The following is a 19,007-nucleotide window of genomic DNA, read 5'->3' as shown; positions in this document are numbered from 1 at the left end:
CATGGAATTTGCATTTTATCTTTGCGGACTGGTGGCGGTGCTAACGACGTTGCGCGTTATTACCCACACTAACCCGGTCCACGCACTGCTGTATCTGATTATCTCCCTGCTGGCGATTGCCGGGGTGTTTTTCACGCTGGGCGCCTATTTCGCCGGTGCGTTGGAAATCATCGTCTATGCCGGGGCGATTATGGTGCTTTTTGTGTTCGTGGTGATGATGCTCAACCTGGGCGACAGCGTTCAGGCTCAGGAGCGCGAATGGCTCAAGCCCGGCGTCTGGTTTGGGCCGGGGCTGCTCTCGTTGCTGCTGCTGGGCGTAGTGGTTTACGCCATTCGCTCAATCAACGATCAGGGCATTGACGGCACCATGATTGATGCCAAAGCCGTGGGTATCAGCCTGTTTGGTCCTTACGTGCTGGCGGTGGAACTGGCTTCCATGCTGCTGCTGGCGGGTCTGGTGGTGGCTTACCACATTGGCCGCGAGCAGCGTGCTGGCGAAGTCCTGAGTAACCGTCCTGCGGATGCAGCAAAAAGCAAGAAGGAGGAACACGCATGATCCCTTTGCAACATGGCCTCATTCTGGCGGCTATTCTCTTTGTCCTCGGCCTCACTGGCGTGATTATTCGTCGTAACCTGCTGTTTATGCTGATTAGCCTCGAAATCATGATTAACGCGGCAGCGCTGGCGTTCGTGGTGGCGGGGAGCTACTGGGGACAAGCCGACGGCCAGGTGATGTATATCCTGGCGATCAGCCTTGCCGCAGCGGAGGCCAGTATCGGCCTGGCGCTGTTGCTGCAGCTGCATCGTCGTAGCCAGAACCTCAACATTGACAAAGTGAGTGAGATGCGCGGATGAATCTTCTCTATTTAACCATTTTGTTCCCGCTGATTGGCTTTTTGCTGCTGGCTTTTTCCCGCGGCCGCTGGTCAGAAAACCTGTCGGCAACGGTGGGAATGGGTTCCGTCGGTTTGGCGGCGCTGGTCACGATCTGGGTCGGTATAGACTTCTTCAGCCAGGGACAGCCCGTATTTAATCAGGCGCTGTGGACCTGGATGCACGTTGGCAACTTTGATATCAAGGTCAACCTGACGCTGGACGGTTTATCACTGACCATGCTGTCGGTTGTTACCGGCGTGGGCTTCTTTATCCACATGTTTGCCTCCTGGTATATGCGGGGAGAAGAGGGCTATTCGCGCTTCTTTGCCTATACCAACCTGTTTATCGCCAGCATGGTGGTTCTGGTGCTGGCCGATAACCTGATGCTAATGTATCTGGGCTGGGAAGGGGTGGGGCTTTGCTCCTACCTGCTGATTGGCTTCTACTACACCGATCCGAAAAACGGCGCGGCGGCCATGAAAGCCTTTATCATCACCCGTGTGGGCGATGTGTTCCTGGCGTTTGCGTTGTTTATCCTCTACAACGAACTGGGCACGCTGAACTTCCGCGAGATGGTTGAGCTGGCGCCTGCGCACTTCGCGGCGGATAACCACATGCTGCAATGGGCGACGCTGATGCTGCTGGGTGGCGCGGTAGGTAAATCTGCTCAGCTGCCGCTGCAAACCTGGCTGGCCGATGCAATGGCAGGCCCAACGCCGGTTTCCGCGCTGATCCACGCCGCAACCATGGTGACGGCAGGCGTTTACCTGATTGCCCGCAGTCACGGTCTGTTCCTGCTGACGCCGGAAGTGCTGCATCTGGTGGGGATTATTGGTGCGATAACGCTGGTGCTGGCAGGCTTTGCCGCGCTGGTGCAGACCGATATCAAACGCGTGCTGGCTTACTCAACCATGAGTCAGATTGGCTATATGTTCCTCGCGCTGGGCGTTCAGGCGTGGGACGCGGCCATTTTCCATCTGATGACCCATGCGTTCTTTAAAGCGCTGCTGTTCCTCTCTTCCGGTTCGGTGATCCTTGCCTGCCATCATGAGCAGAACATCTTCAAGATGGGCGGCCTGCGTAAAAGCATTCCGCTGGTGTATGTCTGCTTCCTGGTGGGCGGCGCGGCGCTGTCAGCGTTACCGCTGATTACCGCGGGCTTCTTCAGTAAGGATGAGATCCTGGCGGGCGCGCTGGCAAATGGACACATTAACCTGATGGTTGCGGGTCTGGTCGGCGCATTTATGACCTCGCTCTACACCTTCCGTATGATCTTTATTACCTTCCATGGCGAAGAAAAAATTCACGCGCACGCGGGCAAAGGCATTACGCATCATTTGCCGCTAATCGTGCTGCTGATCCTCTCAACCTTTATTGGTGCACTGATTGTTCCACCGCTCAGAGGCGTACTGCCAGAAACGACGGAACTGGCGCACGGCAGCGTGCTGACACTGGAAATCACCTCGGGCGTGGTAGCGATTGTCGGCATCCTGCTCGCGGCGTTCCTGTGGCTGGGTAAACGCTCACTGGTAAACAGTATCGCCAGCAGCGCACCGGGACGCTTCTTCTCTACCTGGTGGTTTGCTGCCTGGGGCTTCGACTGGCTGTATGACAAGGTTTTCGTCAAGCCTTACCTGTTTGTCGCCTGGGTACTGAAAAGCGATCCGCTGAACGGGCTGATGAATATCCCGGCGCTGTTCTCCCGTCTGGCGAACAAAGGGCTGGTAGTCAGCGAGAACGGCTATCTGCGCTGGTATGTCGCTTCCATGAGCGTTGGTGCAGTGGTCGTGCTGGCGCTGCTGATGGTGGTTTAAAGGTTTGTGAGCGGGGGATGAGGCAGGCTGCTTCATCCCAATAAAAATATTTTTAAAAATATTCCCCGGAACAACGGGCGTAATCGGCGAAGGGAGTTCGTTTACCGCCAGCGCGGAGCAACCGCAGCATACTTTGGTATGTGAGGATTGCGAGCACTGCCGGAAAACGAAATACCGAGCAAGATAGCCCAAACGGGGACTAAAGAAGGGAAGAGATCGCCATGTTATTACCCTGGCTAATATTAATCCCGTTCATCGGTGGCCTGCTGTGCTGGCAGCTGGAACGCTTTAGCGTCAAGCTGCCGCGCTGGATCGCGCTGATCGCAATGGGACTGACGCTGGCGCTATCGTTGCAACTTTGGTTGCAGGGCGGCTATTCGTTAACGCAGGCTGTGGGCCTGCCACAGTGGCAGTCTGAATTTTCGCATTCGTGGATCCCACGTTTTGGCATTAGCGTGCACCTGGCGCTGGACGGTCTGTCGCTGCTGATGGTCGTGCTTACCGGCCTGCTTGGCGTGATGGCTATTCTCTGTTCATGGAACGAGATTGAAAAATGGCAGGGCTTCTTCCACCTTAACCTGTTGTGGATCCTCGGCGGCGTGATTGGCGTGTTCCTTGCCATCGACATGTTCCTGTTCTTCTTCTTCTGGGAAATGATGCTGGTGCCGATGTATTTCCTCATCGCACTTTGGGGTCATAAAGCCTCGGACGGGAAGACACGTATTACCGCCGCGACCAAATTCTTTATCTATACGCAGGCCAGCGGCCTGGTGATGCTGATTGCCATTCTGGCGCTGGTTTTCGTCAACTACAACGCCACCGGCGTGTGGACCTTCAACTACGAAGATCTGCTGAAAACGCCGATGTCGAACAGCGTTGAATATATGCTGATGCTCGGCTTCTTTATCGCTTTCGCGGTGAAAATGCCGGTTGTGCCGCTGCATGGCTGGCTGCCCGATGCGCACAGTCAGGCACCAACGGCAGGTTCGGTTGACCTCGCGGGGATCCTGTTGAAAACCGCAGCTTACGGCCTGCTGCGCTTTGCGCTGCCGCTGTTCCCCAATGCATCGGCAGAGTTTGCGCCGATTGCGATGTGGCTGGGGATTATCGGTATTTTCTACGGCGCGTGGATGGCGTTCTCGCAGTACGATATCAAGCGCCTGATCGCTTATACCTCTATCTCGCATATGGGCTTTGTGCTGATCGCCATCTACACCGGCAGCCAGCTGGCGTTCCAGGGCGCGGTAGTACAGATGATTGCTCACGGTCTGTCTGCTGCGGCACTGTTTATTCTGTGCGGCCAGCTTTATGAACGCCTGCATACCCGCGATATGCGCCAGATGGGCGGTCTGTGGTCGCGCATTAAATGGCTACCGGGTCTGTCGCTATTTTTTGCCGTTGCCAACCTTGGCATGCCGGGCACCGGGAACTTCGTGGGGGAATTTATGATCCTCACCGGCAGCTTCCAGTCGGTACCGGTTATTATCGTTGTTGCGACATTTGGCCTGGTTTTCGCTTCCGTTTACTCGCTGATCATGATGCAGCGCGCCTATTACGGTGCGCCAAAGTCAGAAACGCCGCTGCGCGGGATGTCGCCGCGTGAGTTCCTGATGATTATGGTGCTGGTGGTTCTGCTGGTGCTGTTGGGCGTTTATCCGCAGCCGATTCTGGATACCTCACATGCTGCCATGAGCAATATTCAGCAGTGGTACACCGCTTCAATTTCAACTACAAGGCCGTAACTCGCCATGACAATAACTCCTCAACAATTGATCGCGCTTCTGCCGATGCTGATCGTCGGATTGACGGTAGTCGTGGTGATGCTGTCCATTGCGTGGCGACGCAACCACTTCGTCAACGCCACGCTGGCGGTAGTTGGCCTTAACCTGGCGCTGTTCTCGCTCTGGTTTGTCGGGCAGGCCGCGCCAATGGACGTCACGCCGCTGCTGCGGGTCGATGGTTTTTCAATGCTCTATACCGGGCTGGTGATCCTTGCCAGCCTGGCGACCTGTACCTTTGCTTACCCGTGGCTGGAGACTTACCCGGATAACCGGGAAGAGTTCTATCTGCTGGTGCTGATTGCGGCGCTGGGCGGCATTGTGCTGGCCAGCGCGAATCATCTGGCGTCCATGTTTATCGGTATTGAGCTGATTTCTCTGCCGCTGTTTGGCCTGGTCGGTTATGCCTTCCAGCAAAAACGCTCGCTGGAAGCCAGCATCAAGTACACCATTATGTCGGCAGTGGCTTCATCGTTTCTGCTGTTTGGTATGGCGCTACTTTACGCCGACTCCGGCAATCTGGGCTTTGTCGCGCTCGGTCACAGCCTGAACGACAGTATGCTGCATCAGCCGCTGCTGCTGGCCGGCCTGGGGATGATGATCGTTGGGCTTGGCTTTAAGCTCTCGCTGGTGCCTTTCCACCTGTGGACGCCGGATGTCTATCAGGGCGCGCCTGCGCCGGTCTCAACTTTCCTCGCCACCGCCAGCAAAATCGCCATTTTTGGCGTGGTGATGCGTCTGTTCCTGTACGCGCCAGCGGCTGACAGCGAGGCTGTGCGTCTGGTGCTGGCGATTATTGCCGTTGCGTCGATTCTGTTCGGCAACCTGATGGCGATTTCGCAGAGCAATATCAAGCGTCTGCTGGGCTATTCGTCGATTGCGCATCTGGGCTATCTGCTGGTGGCGCTGATTGCCATTCAGACGCATCAGCTGTCGCTGGAAGCGGTAGGCGTTTATCTGGCGGGATATCTGTTTAGCAGCCTGGGTGCCTTTGGCGTGGTAAGCCTGATGTCCAGCCCGTACCGCGGCCCGGATGCAGACTCCCTGTATTCGTATCGTGGTCTGTTCTGGCATCGCCCAATCCTGTCGGCGGTGATGACCGTGATGATGCTGTCGCTGGCGGGGATCCCGATGACGTTAGGCTTTATCGGTAAGTTTTACGTTATCGCGGTGGGTGTGAGCGCCAATTTGTGGTGGCTGACCGGTGCGGTAGTGGTAGGGAGCGCCATTGGCCTTTACTACTATCTGCGCGTCACCGTCAGCCTTTATCTGACGCCGCCGGAGCTGTTACAGCGTGATACGCCAGCCAACTGGGCATTTACCGCGGGCGGTGTGGTGGTGCTGATTTCAGCCATTCTGGTCCTGCTGCTGGGTATCTATCCTCAGCCGCTGATCTCACTGGTGCAGATGGCCCAGCCGCTGATGTAGTTGATGGAAAACGGGCTCTCTGGAGCCCGTTTTTTTCATCTGCCGCTCGGTTAACCCGCCGTTAATCAACCAGCTCAATACCCAGACTTTCCAGCAGGCTTACCGCTTCAAGACGGGAAAATTTTGCGCGGGCGACAGCGTTGTTCAGCACATCGATTTGAAAGTCCCAGGAATCGGTAAAATCGGCTTCCCGGAGATTCGTATTACCGAACAAACTCCCTGCCAGGTCGCAGCGGATAATTTCAGCAGAAGAGAGATCGCACTCTCTGAAATCGACCTCGTTCAGCCGGCACTCTTCCAGTTTCAGGCCGCGTAGCGTCAGGCCAAAAAAAGAAGCATTAGTCAAAATCGACTTTGTGAATTGCAGCTCAGGAGCAAGACTGAATGCTGGCCAGTGCGCCCGGGTCCAGTCAATACCGCTGAGTTTGCACTCGTCAAAACTGATTTCAGTGAAACGCGAACCGATGATCTCCATCACGCTAAGATTACAATGACTGAAGGTGCAGTTAATAAATTTGCATCGGGTCAGGCGTGCTGAGGTAAAGTTACAGTGTTTGAATTCACACTCTTCGAAGCTGGTGCCTTCTAAACGCGAGGCCGAAAAATCCAGCTTACTGAAAGATTGGTCGAAATAGTCACTGTTACTGGCGAGCGGGATCATGCATAACCTCTTTCAGAATCGACAGGCCGACGTCGCGCGCTGATGATAAAGAACCAGACAGGGCGAGACTTTTTTGAAAAGCGTAGCAGGATCCTTTGCGGCAACCGAGGGAAAAAATGAATATTATCTGGCAGGATTTACATCATAGCGAGCTAAGCGCGCCGCTGCTTTATCAGCTGCTGGCTTTGCGTAATGCGGTATTTGTTGTTGAGCAGAACTGCGCCTATCAGGATATTGATGGCGCCGATTTGGCGCATGAAAATCGTCATTTGCTGGGCTGGTTTGACGATCGGCTACTGGCCTATGCCCGCATTCTTTCGCCTGAAGAACACAGTCAGCCGGTGAAAATTGGCCGGGTCATCGTCTCCAGCGAGGCGCGTGGATTGAGTCTCGGCAATCGTTTAATGGAGCAGGCTGTCGATCTCTGCAAAGAACACTGGCCTCAGCATAAAATCAAGCTCTCTGCTCAGGCGCATTTGCAGGCGTTTTATGGCCACTTTGGCTTTAAAACGGTGAGCGATGTTTATCTGGAAGATAATATTCCGCATGTGGATATGGAGAAGTAAACGGGCCTTATTGCACGTATCAGATAAAAGGTAATCGTTTTAGCAGTCGCAGCAGGCGGCTGCTTCTTTTTCTCCGTTTTGTCTCCGGAAGCTGTGGAAAAAACTGTCCGTTGGTTAACGGAATACCCTGAGTAAAATCGCAAGGCCAGTCAGCCTGAAAATATGGTAACGCTTTGTTTTTCAAGCAAAAAGTGGTTAATTCAGCCAGCCAGGCGCGATAAGATTCATTGTTGCCTTTGCAGCATTTCGCCAGCTCGGGCCAGTGCTGAATAAACTTCTGCGCCAGTTGCAGAGGGGTAAGGCTTCTGCTTGCCTCCCAACCAAAAGGCGCATCACCGTCGCCACTGCCATAATGAACCCGCAATTCTGAACGCTCGTCAGGACAGCTGTGCCAGTTGCTAAATATCGCAGCCGGCGCAAGCGTCAGGCGCCAGTGAACGCCAGAAGGTGACATCGCCGGATAAATTTGCAGCTCCTGGTAGCCCATGCGATGAAGCTCGCAGCACATTTGCAATAGTCGTAAAGATGACTGAACGGGATCGGACATTTTTACCTGCTGTTATTTAATTACTGTACCCATCAAGGCTTTCAACCGCGAGTGAGGTCATACTTCTCGTAACCCGGTTGATTACCTGAGCACGCTGGAGATCTGGCATATGGCTTTCGCTGAATAGTGAACCCCTGGCGTGTTCAAAATAGTATGACAGATAAAAAAATGGGCGAAGATCTCTTCGCCCATGTTCCGCTTGCTGTAAGTCACTAACCCCAGCTGAGAATATCTTCGCCCTTGTCGTGTTAGCCCGCCGTCATCTGGCGGTCATCGACATATTTACGCTTGTCTGGCGCGGGTGGGAAATATTGATACAGCCAGGTTTCAGTCAGCGTTTCATCTTTCGTGCGCAGGAACAGACGCAGGTTCACCGGCTCGGTTGACGGGCTGTTCGGATACCAGTCAAACAGGATGCGATAGCCGTCAATCGGTTCGACGTAGAGGATTTCAACCTGCTTAATCGTGCCTGACGTCGTCGTAATCACCGGCTCAATGCCTTTCGGTGCAGCCGCCTTCAGATCGCCACCGACAAAATCAACGGCGAAACGACGCGCCCAGACATCCGGGTAATGCTCACCCGGCGCCCAGCCTTCCGGGAAACCGCCCATGCCGGTACGGGTTGCGTTAACACGAGAAAGGCCGCTGCGTACCGGTGGCAGACCGCTCCAGTAGAGCTTATAGCTAAAGCTGTGCTCGCTTCCCGCCTTGATCGCGTCAGCCGGACGCCAGAAGCAGACAATATTATCCAGCGTTTCGCCGGTCGTCGGGATCTCCATCAGGTTGATGGCCCCTTTGCCCCATTTACCAACCGGCTCAACCCACAGGCTGGGACGCTTGTTGTACCAGCCAATCACGTCCTGATAATCCTGGAAATCATGATTAAGCTGCAACATGCCGAAGCCGCGCGGGTTTTCATCCTGATAAGCGTTATATGTCAGACGCTGCGGATTGTTCAGCGGACGGCAGATCCACTCGCCGTTGCCGGTCCACATTGCCAGACGATCGGAGTCGTGGATCTGCGGATGAATGGTGTCACACATACGACGTTCGTTATTGCCGCAGCTGAACATGGTGGTCATCGGCGCAATACCCAACTGATCGATATCTTTGCGGGCATACAGATGATTTTCCACTTCCATCACCACGCGTTTCTCTTCGCAGTGGATGATGAATTTAAATGCGCCCGTACAGCTTTCGCCATCCAGCAATGTATAGACGGTAAAGGTGGTGTCATCCGCTTTTGGCGTATCAAACCAGAAGGCGGTGAAGTCCGGGAACTCTTCTTTACTGCCGAAAGTATTAATCGCAACGCCGCGAGCGGACAAGCCGTATTGATAGGTTTCATCGACGGCGCGGAAGTAGCTGGCACCGAGGAAGGAAACGATGTCTTTGCTTGCCAGTTCAGGCTTTTTGAAGGCGCGGAAGCCAGCAAAGCCCAGATCGGTTTTGCCTTCCAGCTGTTTGGTGTCCACTTTGGCATTGTTGTAGTTGAACAGCTCCGGGCGGAAATGGATCTCGCGCGCCTGACGGTTGTTATCAACTGAGAACATGCGCAGGCGGCGTTTAAAGCCCATCCCGACATGGAAAAACTGGACGTCAAGTTCGCGATTGGGAATGTCGTTCCACAGCGAGTGACTGGCGTCGTACTGAATTTCGTTGTAAGCCTGTGGCGTCATCGTCGCCAGCGTTTCCGGCAGGGGAGCTGGCGCGCCGCCGTAAGGCTTTTTCGCAAGGTCTGCGGCCATCTTCTTCAGCACGTCGTAATCAAAATTTTTCGCCGTGCCGTCGGCGATATCGGTATCTGCCCAGGCGGCCTGCGCAAATAAAGTCGATAAACCGGACATCCCGCTTACCGTAGCGAAAGCCATTGACGCTTTCATAAACATTCTTCGATTCATGCCAGAGTCATTTCCTTTGCTGAACGGAGTTTGTAGTGACTGTTGTGCTGTTGCACTTTCAGGGCTGACCTGCAAGCAGGTCGTCATTTAATCTGAATTGTGAGCGGGTCACAGGGTTTTACGACAGCATGTGGCGTCAGAAATTCAGTCAGGCAAAAACTTAACAGATAAATCCGATAAAAGCAGTGATTTCATCTGCTTTCACGCGTTTTACGATCGTCCGCTGAAAAAGGACTTCACACGGGTTTAACGCAACAGCCCTGAAGCACGCAACCCTAATGCAACGTTTGGGACAGCGCAAAATAATAATGCATTATCAGGCGATTCCTGGCCTGCACGGGAAGCAAAGCGGTGGAAAGTGTCTATAGTTATTGAAGAATATTATTCGCACAAGGAGATGTTATGGCTAACGCAACTGAAATCGATCCACAAGATACCCGTCTCGATGACGATCTGGCGCTGCTGACCGAAACGCTGGAAGAGGTGCTGAAATCCTCTGGCGATCCGGCCGATCAGAAGTATGTTGAGCTGAAAGCGAAGGCTGAGAAGTCGCTGAACGACGTTAAAGCTCGCGTCAGCAATGCTTCCGACACCTACTACTATCGCGCTAAGCAGGTCGCCAGCCGTGCCGATGAATACGTACACGAAAAACCATGGCAGGGTATCGGCGTTGGTGCCACTCTGGGTCTGGTTGTCGGTTTACTGCTAGCACGTCGCTAATCATTGCGTTGTGCAGAGACGGGCGTCCTTCGGGGCGCCCGTTTTGTTTTATTACGCCTGGTGCGCGCCTGTTCTGCGCCGGAAAGATGCTTTTGTTACAAAACTGGAAATAGCGCGTTAATCCTGGCTTAAATCAAAATGAGCCGCTGAAGGCTCTTTTATACTGCCCGCTGCTTGTTTGATCTGGAGTGGGTTATGTCACACAGTATCTTCAACCGCAGCTGGGCTGCCGTGATCCTTCATGCCTTAACCCGCCACGGGGTGGAGCACATCTGCATCGCGCCAGGCTCGCGCTCTGCACCGCTGACGCTTGAAGCCGGGAAACGCATGATTTGCCATACGCATTTCGACGAGCGCGGCCTTGGACATCTCGCACTTGGCCTGGCAAAAGCGAGCCGTCAACCGGTAGCGATTATTGTGACTTCCGGGACTGCCGTCGCCAACCTTTATCCTGCGGTTATTGAAGCAAGCCTGACCGGGGAACGCCTGATTGTTATCAGCGCCGATCGGCCGCCAGAGCTGATTGACTGCGGCGCGAATCAGGCTATCGGTCAGACCGGCATTTTTGCCTCACATATCAGTGGTTCCCTGAATTTACCTCGTCCTTCGCCTGATATTCCGGCTCGCTGGCTGGTCTCCGCCATCGATGCGCTTTTGCAACGGCATTCGTCAGGAGCGGTACATATTAATTGTCCTCTGGCAGAGCCGCTGTATGGCGAAGAAGGCGAGACGTTTCAGCGCTGGTACGACCCGCTTGGCCGCTGGTGGCATGATGACCAGCGCTGGCTAACGCTGGATGAAAGTCAAAGTACGCCTGTAGCGAGTGACTGGCACAGCTGGCGGCAGAGGCGTGGACTCATCGTTGCGGGCAAAATGAGTGCCGAAGAGGGCGAGCGGCTGGCAGCATGGGCGGCTGAACTGGGCTGGCCTTTACTGGCAGATGTGCAGTCGCAAACCGGCATGCCGTTGCCCTGCGCGGAAGTCTGGCTGCGTGAACCCCATGCGCGGGAAACGTTATCGCAGACGCAAATCATCGTGCAGTTTGGTGGCCATCTGACCGGTAAAAACGTCACCTCCTGGCTGGCAGCCGCTCAGCCGGATGCCTGGTGGCTGATCGATCCGCTGCCGGGCCGCCTCGATCCTGCCCATCATCGCAGCCGTCGTATTAAGGCCGGTATTGCCGCCTGGCTGGCCGCGCATCCTGCCGTTGCCCAGCCCTGCTGGGCGCCTTCCTTAACGACGCTGGCGAATGAGACGCAAACCCGGCTCAGACGCAAACTGACGCAGTTTGGCGAAGCCCGGCTGGCCGCGCTGTTGCCAGCGCTGTTGCCGCCAGAAGGCAGTTTGTTTCTCGGCAACAGCCTGACTATTCGCCTGGTCGATGCCTTTGCTCAGCTTCCCGCGGGCTATCCCGTTTTCGCTAACCGGGGAGCCAGCGGCATCGACGGATTAATTTCCACCGCAGCAGGTATCCAGCGCGCCAGCCAAAAACCGTTACTGGCGGCGATCGGCGATCTTTCGGCACTGTATGACCTCAACAGCCTGGCGTTACTCAGGCAGGTCACTGCGCCGCTGGTGCTGATCGTAGTAAACAACAATGGCGGCCGGATATTTTCACTGCTCCCTACGCCCCTCGAACAGCGCGAGCGGTTTTTTGCCATGCCGCAGCAGGTGGATTTTTCCGCAGCGGCGGCGATGTTTGCGTTGCGCTATCACCAGCCGCAGGACTGGACATCGTTGCTTTCCGCTGTTGAGCAAGCCTGGCTAAGTGAAAAAGCCACCTTGATTGAATTACGGGTTGAGGATTGCCAGGGCGCCAGCCTGCTGGCGGCTGCCGTGAAGGGGGACGTATGATTTTGCATGCTCACTGGCAGGGATCTCATCGCAGCAGCCGACCGGTTTTGGTCTGGCTGCATGGCTTTTTGGGCAGCAGCGCGGACTGGCTGCCTGTTCAGTCCGGATTCAGCGACTGGCCGCAGCTCAGCATCGATCTCCCTGGCCACGGCGGTTCCCGTGCGCAGCAGATTAGCGATTTTGACCAGCTTTCAGCCCGACTGACTGCCACGCTGCATCATCATCGCATCCGGCGTTACTGGCTGATCGGTTATTCACTCGGAGGGCGCATCGCCATGTTTCATGCCTGCCGCCACAGCGGAGCCGAACTGGCCGGACTGGTGGTAGAAAGCGCCCACCACGGCCTGAACGCAGACGACAGAGCGCACAGGCTGGCGGTGGATCGGCGCTGGGCGACACGCTTTTGCCAGCAGCCGCTGCACCAGACGCTGGACGAATGGTATCGGCAGCCGGTCTTTGCCGATCTCAGCGCAGCGCAGCGGCAGCAGCTGATTTCACTGCGCAGCCATAATCATCCGCAGGCGCTGGCTTCCATGCTGCTGGCGACCTCGCTGGCGAAGCAACCCAATTTACTGCCTGAACTACAGCGGCTGCCTTGTCCGGTTTATTCGCTATGCGGCGAGCAGGACGCGAAGTTTAGCCAGCTCGCCCGACAGGCTGCCTTGCCCTGCGACGCGATTCCTGCCGCGGGTCATAACGCGCATCGCGCTAATCCAGGCGCCTTTGGCCGGCTGCTGGCACAGAAACTCTCTCTTGAGGAATCAACATGATCTATCCCGATGAAGCGACCCTTTATGCGCCAGTAGAATGGCAGGCGTGTGATGCCGGTTTTAGCGATATACGTTTTCATAAATCGCTGGACGGCATCGCCAAAATTACCATCAACCGTCCGCAGGTGCGTAATGCCTTTCGGCCGCAGACGGTGAAGGAGATGCTGCTGGCGCTAAACGATGCCCGCCACGATGAACAGATTGGCGTAATTATCCTGACCGGCGAAGGCAGCGAGGCTTTTTGTGCCGGAGGCGATCAGAAAATTCGCGGCGACTATGGCGGTTACCGTGACGAATCTGGCGTTCATCATCTCAACGTGCTGGATTTCCAGCGGCAAATCCGCACCTGTCCTAAACCGATTGTGGCAATGGTGGCGGGTTATGCGGTGGGCGGCGGGCACGTGCTGCATATGATGTGCGATCTGACCATTGCTGCTGATAACGCGCAGTTCGGCCAGACCGGGCCAAAAGTCGGTTCTTTTGATGGCGGCTGGGGAGCGGCGTATATGGCGCGCATCGTCGGGCAGAAAAAAGCCCGCGAAATCTGGTTCTTGTGCCGGATGTACAACGCTCAGCAGGCGCTGGATATGGGGCTGGTCAATACCGTTGTCCCGCTGGCCGAACTGGAAAAAGAGACGGTGTGCTGGTGCCGCGAGATGCTGCAAAACAGCCCGATGGCGCTGCGCTGTTTGAAAGCCGCGCTGAATGCCGACTGTGATGGCCAGGCAGGCTTGCAGGAACTGGCCGGTAACGCCACCATGCTGTTTTATATGACTGAAGAGGGCCAGGAAGGACGTAATGCGTTTAATCAGAAGCGCCAGCCCGACTTCAGTCGATTTAAGCGTAATCCATAATGCGCCAGGCTACGCTTCTTAGTTACAACATACTTTTGGCGGCCGGGACGGTGCTGCGCGATCGTCGGGTAACAACGCGCTGTGGCTGGCTGGTCAGGCTGAATGACCACGGGGCCGTCGGGTGGGGCGAGATTGCGCCGCTCCCCGGATTCAGCCAGGAAACGCCGGATGCTGCGCTGGCGGCGGCGACCTGCTGGCTGGAAAGCTGGTGTAACGGAGAAAATCCGGCTGAAAGCCCGCTCCCTTCGGTCGCATTTGGGGTGAGCTGCGCGCTGGCCGAGCTGAACGATGAACTGCCTGAGGCGGGGAACTATCAGAGCGCGACGCTTTGCGTGGGCGATCCCGATGAACTGTTCAGCCAGCTTTCTCAGCAGTCAGCACCAGTAGCAAAAATGAAGGTGGGCCTGTATGAGCCGGTGCGTGACGGCATGATCGCCGCATTGCTGCTGGAAGCGTTACCGACCCTGACCTTACGGCTGGATGCCAACCGGCAGTGGAGCCTGGAGAAAGCACATCAGTTTGCCCGCAAAGTACCCGAACAGCTGCGTTCACGCATTGCGTTTATTGAAGAACCTTGCCGCACGCAGCAGGAATCCAGAACTTTTGCCCGGGAAACCGGCCTGGCGCTTGCGTGGGATGAAAGCGTACGTGAAGCAAATTTTTTGCCCCTCGCTGAACCGCATCTGCGTGCAGTGGTGATTAAACCGATGTTAACAGGCAGCCTGAGTCAGGTACGCACGCTGATTGCTGAAGCACAGCGTGCAGGCCTGACGGCAGTCATCAGCTCGTCGGTGGAGTCCAGCCTTGGCCTGACGCAGCTGGCGCGCGTGGCTGAATGGCTAACGCCTGGCGTCACGCCCGGCCTGGATACGCTGGCGCTGATGCAGCAGCAGCTGGTTCGCCGCTGGCCGCACTCTTCTTTGCCGCTGCTAACGGCAGACGATTTGGTAACGGTATGGCAGCGCTGAATAACGGTTTATCAGAAACCCAAATGCGAACATTTAGCGACTGGCCATGGCGGCACTGGGCACGGCAGAGAGCGAAAGCGTGTGCGCTCCGACAAGGCCAGCGTACACTTAGCTGGTCGCAGCTGACGCGGCAAATTGACGAGCTCGCCGCAGGCTTTATCCGTCAGGGCATTCATGCTGGCTGTGGCGTGGTGCTACAGGCAGACAGCAGCGAGCAGGCCGTACTGGCGTATCTTGCCTTGTTGCAGTGTGGGGCTCGCCTGTTGCCGCTAAATCCCCAGCTTCCTGCCAGCCAGACAGATTTTCTGCCTTCATTGAATATCGATTTTGCCCTGACGTTAAAAGGCGATCCGCCTGCGGGGATAGCCGCCTTACAGCGCCAGCCGCGAAGCGGAACGGTCAGGCATGAGTGGCAGGTGGAGACTATCGCCACGCTGACGCTGACCTCCGGCTCATCCGGGCGGCCAAAAGCAGCGGCCCATACTTTTAAAGCGCATCTGGCCAGCGCGCAGGGCGTGGTAGAAAAGATGGGTTTTACCGCAGCGGACAGCTGGCTGCTTTCGCTACCGCTGTATCACGTTTCCGGTCAGGGGATCCTCTGGCGCTGGCTGAGCGTTGGCGGCGGGCTGGCGCTGACAGATGGCGCAACGCTGTCAGCCTCGCTGGCGCGGTGCAGCTTTGCGTCATTGGTACCGACCCAGCTCTGGCGCTTGTTGCAACAACCTCTCCCGACACAGCTGCGCACGGTTTTGTTAGGCGGTGCGGCCATTTCCCCAGCGCTTACCCAGCAGGCAGAAGCGCAGGGCATTGCCTGCTGGTGTGGCTATGGCATGACGGAAACCGCCTCGACCATCGCGGCTAAGCGTGCCAGCGCAACGGTCGGCGTGGGGACGGCGTTGGCAGGGCATCGCATCAGGCTGGTGGCGGGCGAGGTGCAGCTCCAGTCGGCCGCGCTGGCCTGTGGCTACTGGCAAAATGGCGAGCTGCTGCCGTTGGTGGATGAGGACGGCTGGTTTCATACTCGTGATGGTGGCCACTGGGTGGCAGGTGAACTTCAGCTAACCGGCAGGCTGGATAACCAGTTTTTTTCCGCGGGCGAAGGCATTCAGCCAGAGCAGGTGGAAGCGGTGCTGGCAGCGCATCCCGCTGTTGATCAGGTATTTATTGTGCCGAAAAAGGACGAAGAATATGGTCATCGGCCGGTCGCGCTGGTAGCGATAAAGCCGGAACTGTCGTTAAGCGCTTTAGAAGCCTGGGCGGCGCCCAGGCTGGCGGGTTTCCAGCGGCCGGTAAGGTGGTATCTGCTACCGGAGCTGGACAGCGGTGGTATTAAGATTTCCCGCCGACAGTTGATAAATTGGGTAGCGCAGCAGGAAAAAGGGCGGTAATCCGCCCGGATCTGATTATTTCGCTTGTTTCAACGCTTCTTCAACGCCCGCGCCGTAAGCCGGATCCACCTGATAGAAAAGCGCAAGCTGGCGTTGCTGGATGAATTCCGGGATCTGAATCAGCTCACCGGCAATTCGTTTGAACATGCGCTGGTGCTCCTCTTCGCCAAGCAGGTTAAACAGGGCGCGAGGCTGGGAGAAATAGTCGTCATCTTCACGATGGTTCCAGTGGTCGGCCGCGCCTTCCAGTGACAGCGGCGGCTCGCTAAAATCCGGCTGTTCCTGAAAAACATGGAAGCTGTTCGGTTCATAAGTCGCACCATTGCCGCTGTTGCCGTCGACCCGCATTGCGCCGTCGCGATGATAGTTATGGAACGGGCATTTCGGCGCGTTAACCGGGATCTGATGATGGTTGACGCCCAGACGGTAACGATGCGCATCACCATAAGAGAACAGACGCCCCTGCAACATGCGGTCGGGCGAGAAACCAATGCCGGGCACCACGTTTGCCGGACTCATCGCTACCTGTTCCACCTCAGCAAAATAGTTGTCCGGGTTACGATTTAGCTCAAATTCACCTACTTCAATCAGCGGATAGTCGGCGTGCGGCCAGACTTTGGTCAGGTCAAACGGGTTATAGGGCGTCGCTGAGGCTTCCGCTTCAGGCATAATTTGCACAAAGAATTTCCAGCGTGGGAAATTACCCTGTTCAATAGCGTCAAACAGATCGCGCTGCGAGCTTTCACGATCGCGACCAATCAGCAGCGCGGCTTCATCATCCATCAGGTTCTCAATGCCCTGTTCGCAACGCATATGGAATTTCACCCAAAAGCGTTCCTGCTGGTCATTGATAAAGCTGTAGGTGTGGCTGCCAAAGCCATGGATATGACGATAGGAAGTGGGCAGGCCACGATCGCTGAAGTCGATGGTTAGCTGGTGCAGGGATTCAGGCAGCTGCGAAAAGAAATCCCATTTATAGGTGGGATTACGCAGGTTCGTGCGCGGATCGCGCTTAACGACGTGGTTAAGATCCGGAAACTTTAACGGATCGCGCAGATAAAACACCGGGGTGTTGTTGCCTACCAAATCCCAGTTGCCTTCTTCGGTATAGAACTTCATTGAGAAGCCGCGGATATCGCGCTCGGCATCCGCACCGCCGCGCTCGCCGGCCACGGTGGAAAAGCGCATAAACAGATCGGTTTTTTTCCCCACCTCAGAAAAGATTTTGGCCCGGCTGAAGCGGGTAATATCTTTGGTTACGGTGAAGGTGCCGTAAGCGCCGGATCCTTTGGCGTGCATGCGACGCTCGGGGATCACTTCGCGATCGAAGTGGGCCAGCTTCTCCAAAAACCAGACATCCTGCAACAGCATTGGCCCACGGCGACCTGCGGTCATCACATTATTATTATGGGCAACGGGCGCGCCGGAAGCGGTGGTGAGTCCTTTTTTTGTCATGGGAAATCTCTCTGCATGAGTGGGGTTTTATTATTAAAAATCTGTTTTTAATTGGTACAAGCTATTGTATGCCGCTAGTTTGCCCGCTAACCGGCGACCTCAGCAATCTGGTGCTGGCTATCGCTGCCATACCCAAAACAAACGCAACGGCAAAATGACATTGTGTTTATTCCCCAGGCTTCATACAGTTAACGAATACTGAACGACCCGGAGAACAAAATGATCAGAGTGGAAATGCTCGCCACCGGCGATGAAGTACTGCATGGACAGATTGTCGATACCAATGCCGCGTGGCTGGCTGAGGTGTTGTTCCAGCACGGATTGCCGATGACCAGTCGACAGACAGTCGGCGATGACATCAACGAACTGGTGACGGTGCTCACTGAACGTAGCAAAATTGCTGATGTATTGATCGTGAACGGCGGGTTGGGTCCAACCAGTGATGATTTAAGCGCGCAGGCTGCGGCGATGGCAGCAGGCGTTGAGCTGGTGATGCACGAAGCGTGGCTGGCGAAAATGGAAGCCTTCTTCGCCGGGCGCGGGCGAAAAATGGCGGACAGCAATCGTAAACAGGCGGAAATCCCGCGTGGCGCAGAAATGCTGGATAACCCGGTGGGCACCGCTTGCGGCTTTGCGCTCAAGCTGAACCGCTGCTGGATATTCTTTACGCCTGGCGTGCCGTCCGAATATAAAGTGATGGTTGAACAGCAAATTCTTCCTCGCCTTAAAGCGCGCTTCCCGGTATCAGATCCGCCGGTCTGTTTGCGCCTGACCACTTTTGGCCGGGGCGAAAGCGATCTGGCCTCGGAAATTGAGCCGTTGCCGCTGCCTGAAGGCGTGGTGATGGGCTATCGCGCCTCAATGCCGATTATAGAGCTGAAGCTGAACGGCCCGGCCTCTAAGCTGCCCGAGATGGAGCAGTTCTGGCAGCAGGTGCGGGAAATTGCCGGTGAAAGTACTATTTTTGAAGGCACTGAAGGGCTGCCCGCTCAGCTGTCACGTCGGCTAAAGGAAGCGGGCTACCAGCTGGCCATCAGCGAACAGTTTACTGCCGGACTGCTGCACTGGCAGCTGGCGTCGGCAGAAGCGCCGCTGGCTGCGGGAAGCGTGCTGCCAGCCAGTGAAGAAACGCTGGCAGAGCTGGTCGCCCGTAGCCAGTCACTTGCGCAAACCAGCCAGAGCGAGCTGGCGCTGGCGGTCGGCAGCATCCAGGACGAGCATCTGAATATTGCCTTACATACGCCGGGCGGAAGCTGGGGACAAAAAGTGAAGTTCAACGTCAACCGCCACGGCTTAAAAGCCCGCCAGGACGTGGTAGCGATGATGACGCTGAATATGCTCAGGCGCTGGATGGATGGCCTGGAAATTTCAGGCGGCCACGGCTGGATTGATGTGGTTGAGACATTGCGCGGCTGAAAAGGGCTGTA

General features: G+C 56.0%; 17 protein-coding genes. 13 read left to right on the top strand and 4 right to left on the bottom strand.

Annotated features, from left to right (window positions below):
• Position 1 precedes the first annotated feature (1 nt).
• The 5 genes from nuoJ to nuoN all read left to right on the top strand — a co-directional run bounded on the left by nuoJ (position 2) and on the right by nuoN (position 5,896).
• Positions 2 to 556, top strand: coding sequence for an NADH-quinone oxidoreductase subunit J (gene nuoJ / locus AAGQ96_RS14680; protein ID WP_147198954.1), 555 nt, complete (start codon positions 2 to 4; stop codon positions 554 to 556).
• Positions 553 to 855 (top strand): NADH-quinone oxidoreductase subunit NuoK, encoded by a 303-nt coding sequence (gene nuoK, locus AAGQ96_RS14675; RefSeq protein WP_034916091.1) that lies wholly within the window; start codon positions 553 to 555, stop codon positions 853 to 855. Before nuoJ ends, nuoK begins: the two co-directional genes overlap by 4 nt.
• Positions 852 to 2,690 (top strand): NADH-quinone oxidoreductase subunit L, encoded by a 1,839-nt coding sequence (nuoL, locus tag AAGQ96_RS14670; RefSeq protein ID WP_342753913.1) that lies wholly within the window; start codon positions 852 to 854, stop codon positions 2,688 to 2,690. The genes nuoK and nuoL overlap by 4 nt, the downstream gene beginning before the upstream one ends.
• A 221-nt stretch (positions 2,691 to 2,911) precedes the next feature.
• Entirely contained in the window at positions 2,912 to 4,432 is a 1,521-nt protein-coding gene (nuoM, locus tag AAGQ96_RS14665; RefSeq protein WP_147198952.1) for an NADH-quinone oxidoreductase subunit M, read from the top strand.
• A 6-nt stretch (positions 4,433 to 4,438) separates the two neighbouring features.
• Entirely contained in the window at positions 4,439 to 5,896 is a 1,458-nt protein-coding gene (gene nuoN, locus AAGQ96_RS14660; RefSeq protein ID WP_147198951.1) for an NADH-quinone oxidoreductase subunit NuoN, read from the top strand.
• Between the two features lie 61 nt (positions 5,897 to 5,957).
• Here nuoN and AAGQ96_RS14655 read toward each other — a convergent pair whose 3' ends face one another.
• Entirely contained in the window at positions 5,958 to 6,557 is a 600-nt protein-coding gene (locus tag AAGQ96_RS14655) for a pentapeptide repeat-containing protein (RefSeq protein ID WP_342753912.1), read from the bottom strand.
• A gap of 116 nt (positions 6,558 to 6,673) precedes the next feature.
• On the opposite strand from AAGQ96_RS14655, the gene AAGQ96_RS14650 reads away from it, so the two are divergent.
• On the top strand, positions 6,674 to 7,123 hold the full coding sequence (locus AAGQ96_RS14650) for a GNAT family N-acetyltransferase (RefSeq protein WP_147198949.1): 450 nt from the start codon (positions 6,674 to 6,676) through the stop codon (positions 7,121 to 7,123).
• A gap of 19 nt (positions 7,124 to 7,142) precedes the next feature.
• On the opposite strand, the gene AAGQ96_RS14645 is transcribed toward AAGQ96_RS14650, so the two are convergent.
• Together AAGQ96_RS14645 and AAGQ96_RS14640 are read right to left on the bottom strand one after the other, a co-directional pair.
• On the bottom strand, positions 7,143 to 7,670 hold the full coding sequence (locus AAGQ96_RS14645) for a hypothetical protein (RefSeq protein WP_342753911.1): 528 nt from the start codon (positions 7,668 to 7,670) through the stop codon (positions 7,143 to 7,145).
• A 248-nt stretch (positions 7,671 to 7,918) separates the two neighbouring features.
• A complete protein-coding gene (locus AAGQ96_RS14640; RefSeq protein ID WP_168199641.1) occupies positions 7,919 to 9,571 on the bottom strand; it encodes a glucan biosynthesis protein D in 1,653 nt (550 codons plus the stop codon).
• A gap of 402 nt (positions 9,572 to 9,973) precedes the next feature.
• On the opposite strand from AAGQ96_RS14640, the gene elaB reads away from it, so the two are divergent.
• The 6 genes from elaB to menE all read left to right on the top strand — a co-directional run bounded on the left by elaB (position 9,974) and on the right by menE (position 16,125).
• Entirely contained in the window at positions 9,974 to 10,291 is a 318-nt protein-coding gene (gene elaB, locus AAGQ96_RS14635; RefSeq protein WP_147198946.1) for a stress response protein ElaB, read from the top strand.
• Positions 10,292 to 10,486: 195 nt separating this feature from the next.
• Positions 10,487 to 12,145 carry a 2-succinyl-5-enolpyruvyl-6-hydroxy-3-cyclohexene-1-carboxylic-acid synthase gene (gene menD, locus AAGQ96_RS14630; protein WP_342753910.1) on the top strand — a complete coding sequence of 553 codons (1,659 nt, stop codon included), beginning with the start codon at positions 10,487 to 10,489 and terminating at the stop codon, positions 12,143 to 12,145.
• Positions 12,142 to 12,915 carry a 2-succinyl-6-hydroxy-2,4-cyclohexadiene-1-carboxylate synthase gene (gene menH / locus AAGQ96_RS14625; RefSeq protein WP_342753909.1) on the top strand — a complete coding sequence of 258 codons (774 nt, stop codon included), beginning with the start codon at positions 12,142 to 12,144 and terminating at the stop codon, positions 12,913 to 12,915. The genes menD and menH overlap by 4 nt, the downstream gene beginning before the upstream one ends.
• Complete coding sequence (gene menB, locus AAGQ96_RS14620) at positions 12,912 to 13,769, top strand: 1,4-dihydroxy-2-naphthoyl-CoA synthase (protein WP_147198943.1); 858 nt, start codon at positions 12,912 to 12,914, stop codon at positions 13,767 to 13,769. Before menH ends, menB begins: the two co-directional genes overlap by 4 nt.
• A complete protein-coding gene (gene menC / locus AAGQ96_RS14615; RefSeq protein WP_342753908.1) occupies positions 13,769 to 14,737 on the top strand; it encodes an o-succinylbenzoate synthase in 969 nt (322 codons plus the stop codon). The genes menB and menC overlap by 1 nt, the downstream gene beginning before the upstream one ends.
• A gap of 23 nt (positions 14,738 to 14,760) precedes the next feature.
• Positions 14,761 to 16,125, top strand: coding sequence for an o-succinylbenzoate--CoA ligase (menE, locus tag AAGQ96_RS14610; protein WP_342755572.1), 1,365 nt, complete (start codon positions 14,761 to 14,763; stop codon positions 16,123 to 16,125).
• Positions 16,126 to 16,140: 15 nt separating this feature from the next.
• Here the strand turns inward: menE and AAGQ96_RS14605 are convergent, their stop codons facing one another.
• Positions 16,141 to 17,580, bottom strand: a complete 1,440-nt coding sequence (locus AAGQ96_RS14605) for a catalase (protein ID WP_147198940.1) — start codon at positions 17,578 to 17,580, stop codon at positions 16,141 to 16,143.
• Between the two features lie 219 nt (positions 17,581 to 17,799).
• Here AAGQ96_RS14605 and AAGQ96_RS14600 point away from each other — a divergent pair, with 219 nt between their 5' ends.
• Positions 17,800 to 18,996 carry a nicotinamide mononucleotide deamidase-related protein YfaY gene (locus tag AAGQ96_RS14600; RefSeq protein ID WP_342753907.1) on the top strand — a complete coding sequence of 399 codons (1,197 nt, stop codon included), beginning with the start codon at positions 17,800 to 17,802 and terminating at the stop codon, positions 18,994 to 18,996.
• Positions 18,997 to 19,007 lie beyond the last annotated feature (11 nt).

Origin of the sequence: Pantoea sp. MBD-2R, assembly GCF_039134845.1 — a bacterium.
In the GTDB taxonomy this organism is placed as follows: domain Bacteria; phylum Pseudomonadota; class Gammaproteobacteria; order Enterobacterales; family Enterobacteriaceae; genus Erwinia.
This window is presented reverse-complemented; position numbering and strand designations above follow the sequence as displayed.

Bases quoted from the DNA above. Each gene is read 5' to 3' on its own strand.
- AAGQ96_RS14655 (WP_342753912.1), bottom strand. From the start codon at position 6,557: ATGATCCCGCTCGCCAGTAACAGTGACTATTTCGACCAATCTTTCAGT.
- nuoM (WP_147198952.1), top strand. From the start codon at position 2,912: ATGTTATTACCCTGGCTAATATTAATCCCGTTCATCGGTGGCCTGCTG.
- nuoN (WP_147198951.1), top strand. From the start codon at position 4,439: ATGACAATAACTCCTCAACAATTGATCGCGCTTCTGCCGATGCTGATC.
- menB (WP_147198943.1), top strand. From the start codon at position 12,912: ATGATCTATCCCGATGAAGCGACCCTTTATGCGCCAGTAGAATGGCAG.
- nuoK (WP_034916091.1), top strand. From the start codon at position 553: ATGATCCCTTTGCAACATGGCCTCATTCTGGCGGCTATTCTCTTTGTC.
- nuoL (WP_342753913.1), top strand. From the start codon at position 852: ATGAATCTTCTCTATTTAACCATTTTGTTCCCGCTGATTGGCTTTTTG.
- elaB (WP_147198946.1), top strand. From the start codon at position 9,974: ATGGCTAACGCAACTGAAATCGATCCACAAGATACCCGTCTCGATGAC.
- AAGQ96_RS14645 (WP_342753911.1), bottom strand. From the start codon at position 7,670: ATGTCCGATCCCGTTCAGTCATCTTTACGACTATTGCAAATGTGCTGC.
- AAGQ96_RS14600 (WP_342753907.1), top strand. From the start codon at position 17,800: ATGATCAGAGTGGAAATGCTCGCCACCGGCGATGAAGTACTGCATGGA.
- AAGQ96_RS14640 (WP_168199641.1), bottom strand. From the start codon at position 9,571: ATGAATCGAAGAATGTTTATGAAAGCGTCAATGGCTTTCGCTACGGTA.
- menC (WP_342753908.1), top strand. From the start codon at position 13,769: ATGCGCCAGGCTACGCTTCTTAGTTACAACATACTTTTGGCGGCCGGG.
- AAGQ96_RS14650 (WP_147198949.1), top strand. From the start codon at position 6,674: ATGAATATTATCTGGCAGGATTTACATCATAGCGAGCTAAGCGCGCCG.
- nuoJ (WP_147198954.1), top strand. From the start codon at position 2: ATGGAATTTGCATTTTATCTTTGCGGACTGGTGGCGGTGCTAACGACG.
- AAGQ96_RS14605 (WP_147198940.1), bottom strand. From the start codon at position 17,580: ATGACAAAAAAAGGACTCACCACCGCTTCCGGCGCGCCCGTTGCCCAT.
- menH (WP_342753909.1), top strand. From the start codon at position 12,142: ATGATTTTGCATGCTCACTGGCAGGGATCTCATCGCAGCAGCCGACCG.
- menE (WP_342755572.1), top strand. From the start codon at position 14,761: ATGCGAACATTTAGCGACTGGCCATGGCGGCACTGGGCACGGCAGAGA.
- menD (WP_342753910.1), top strand. From the start codon at position 10,487: ATGTCACACAGTATCTTCAACCGCAGCTGGGCTGCCGTGATCCTTCAT.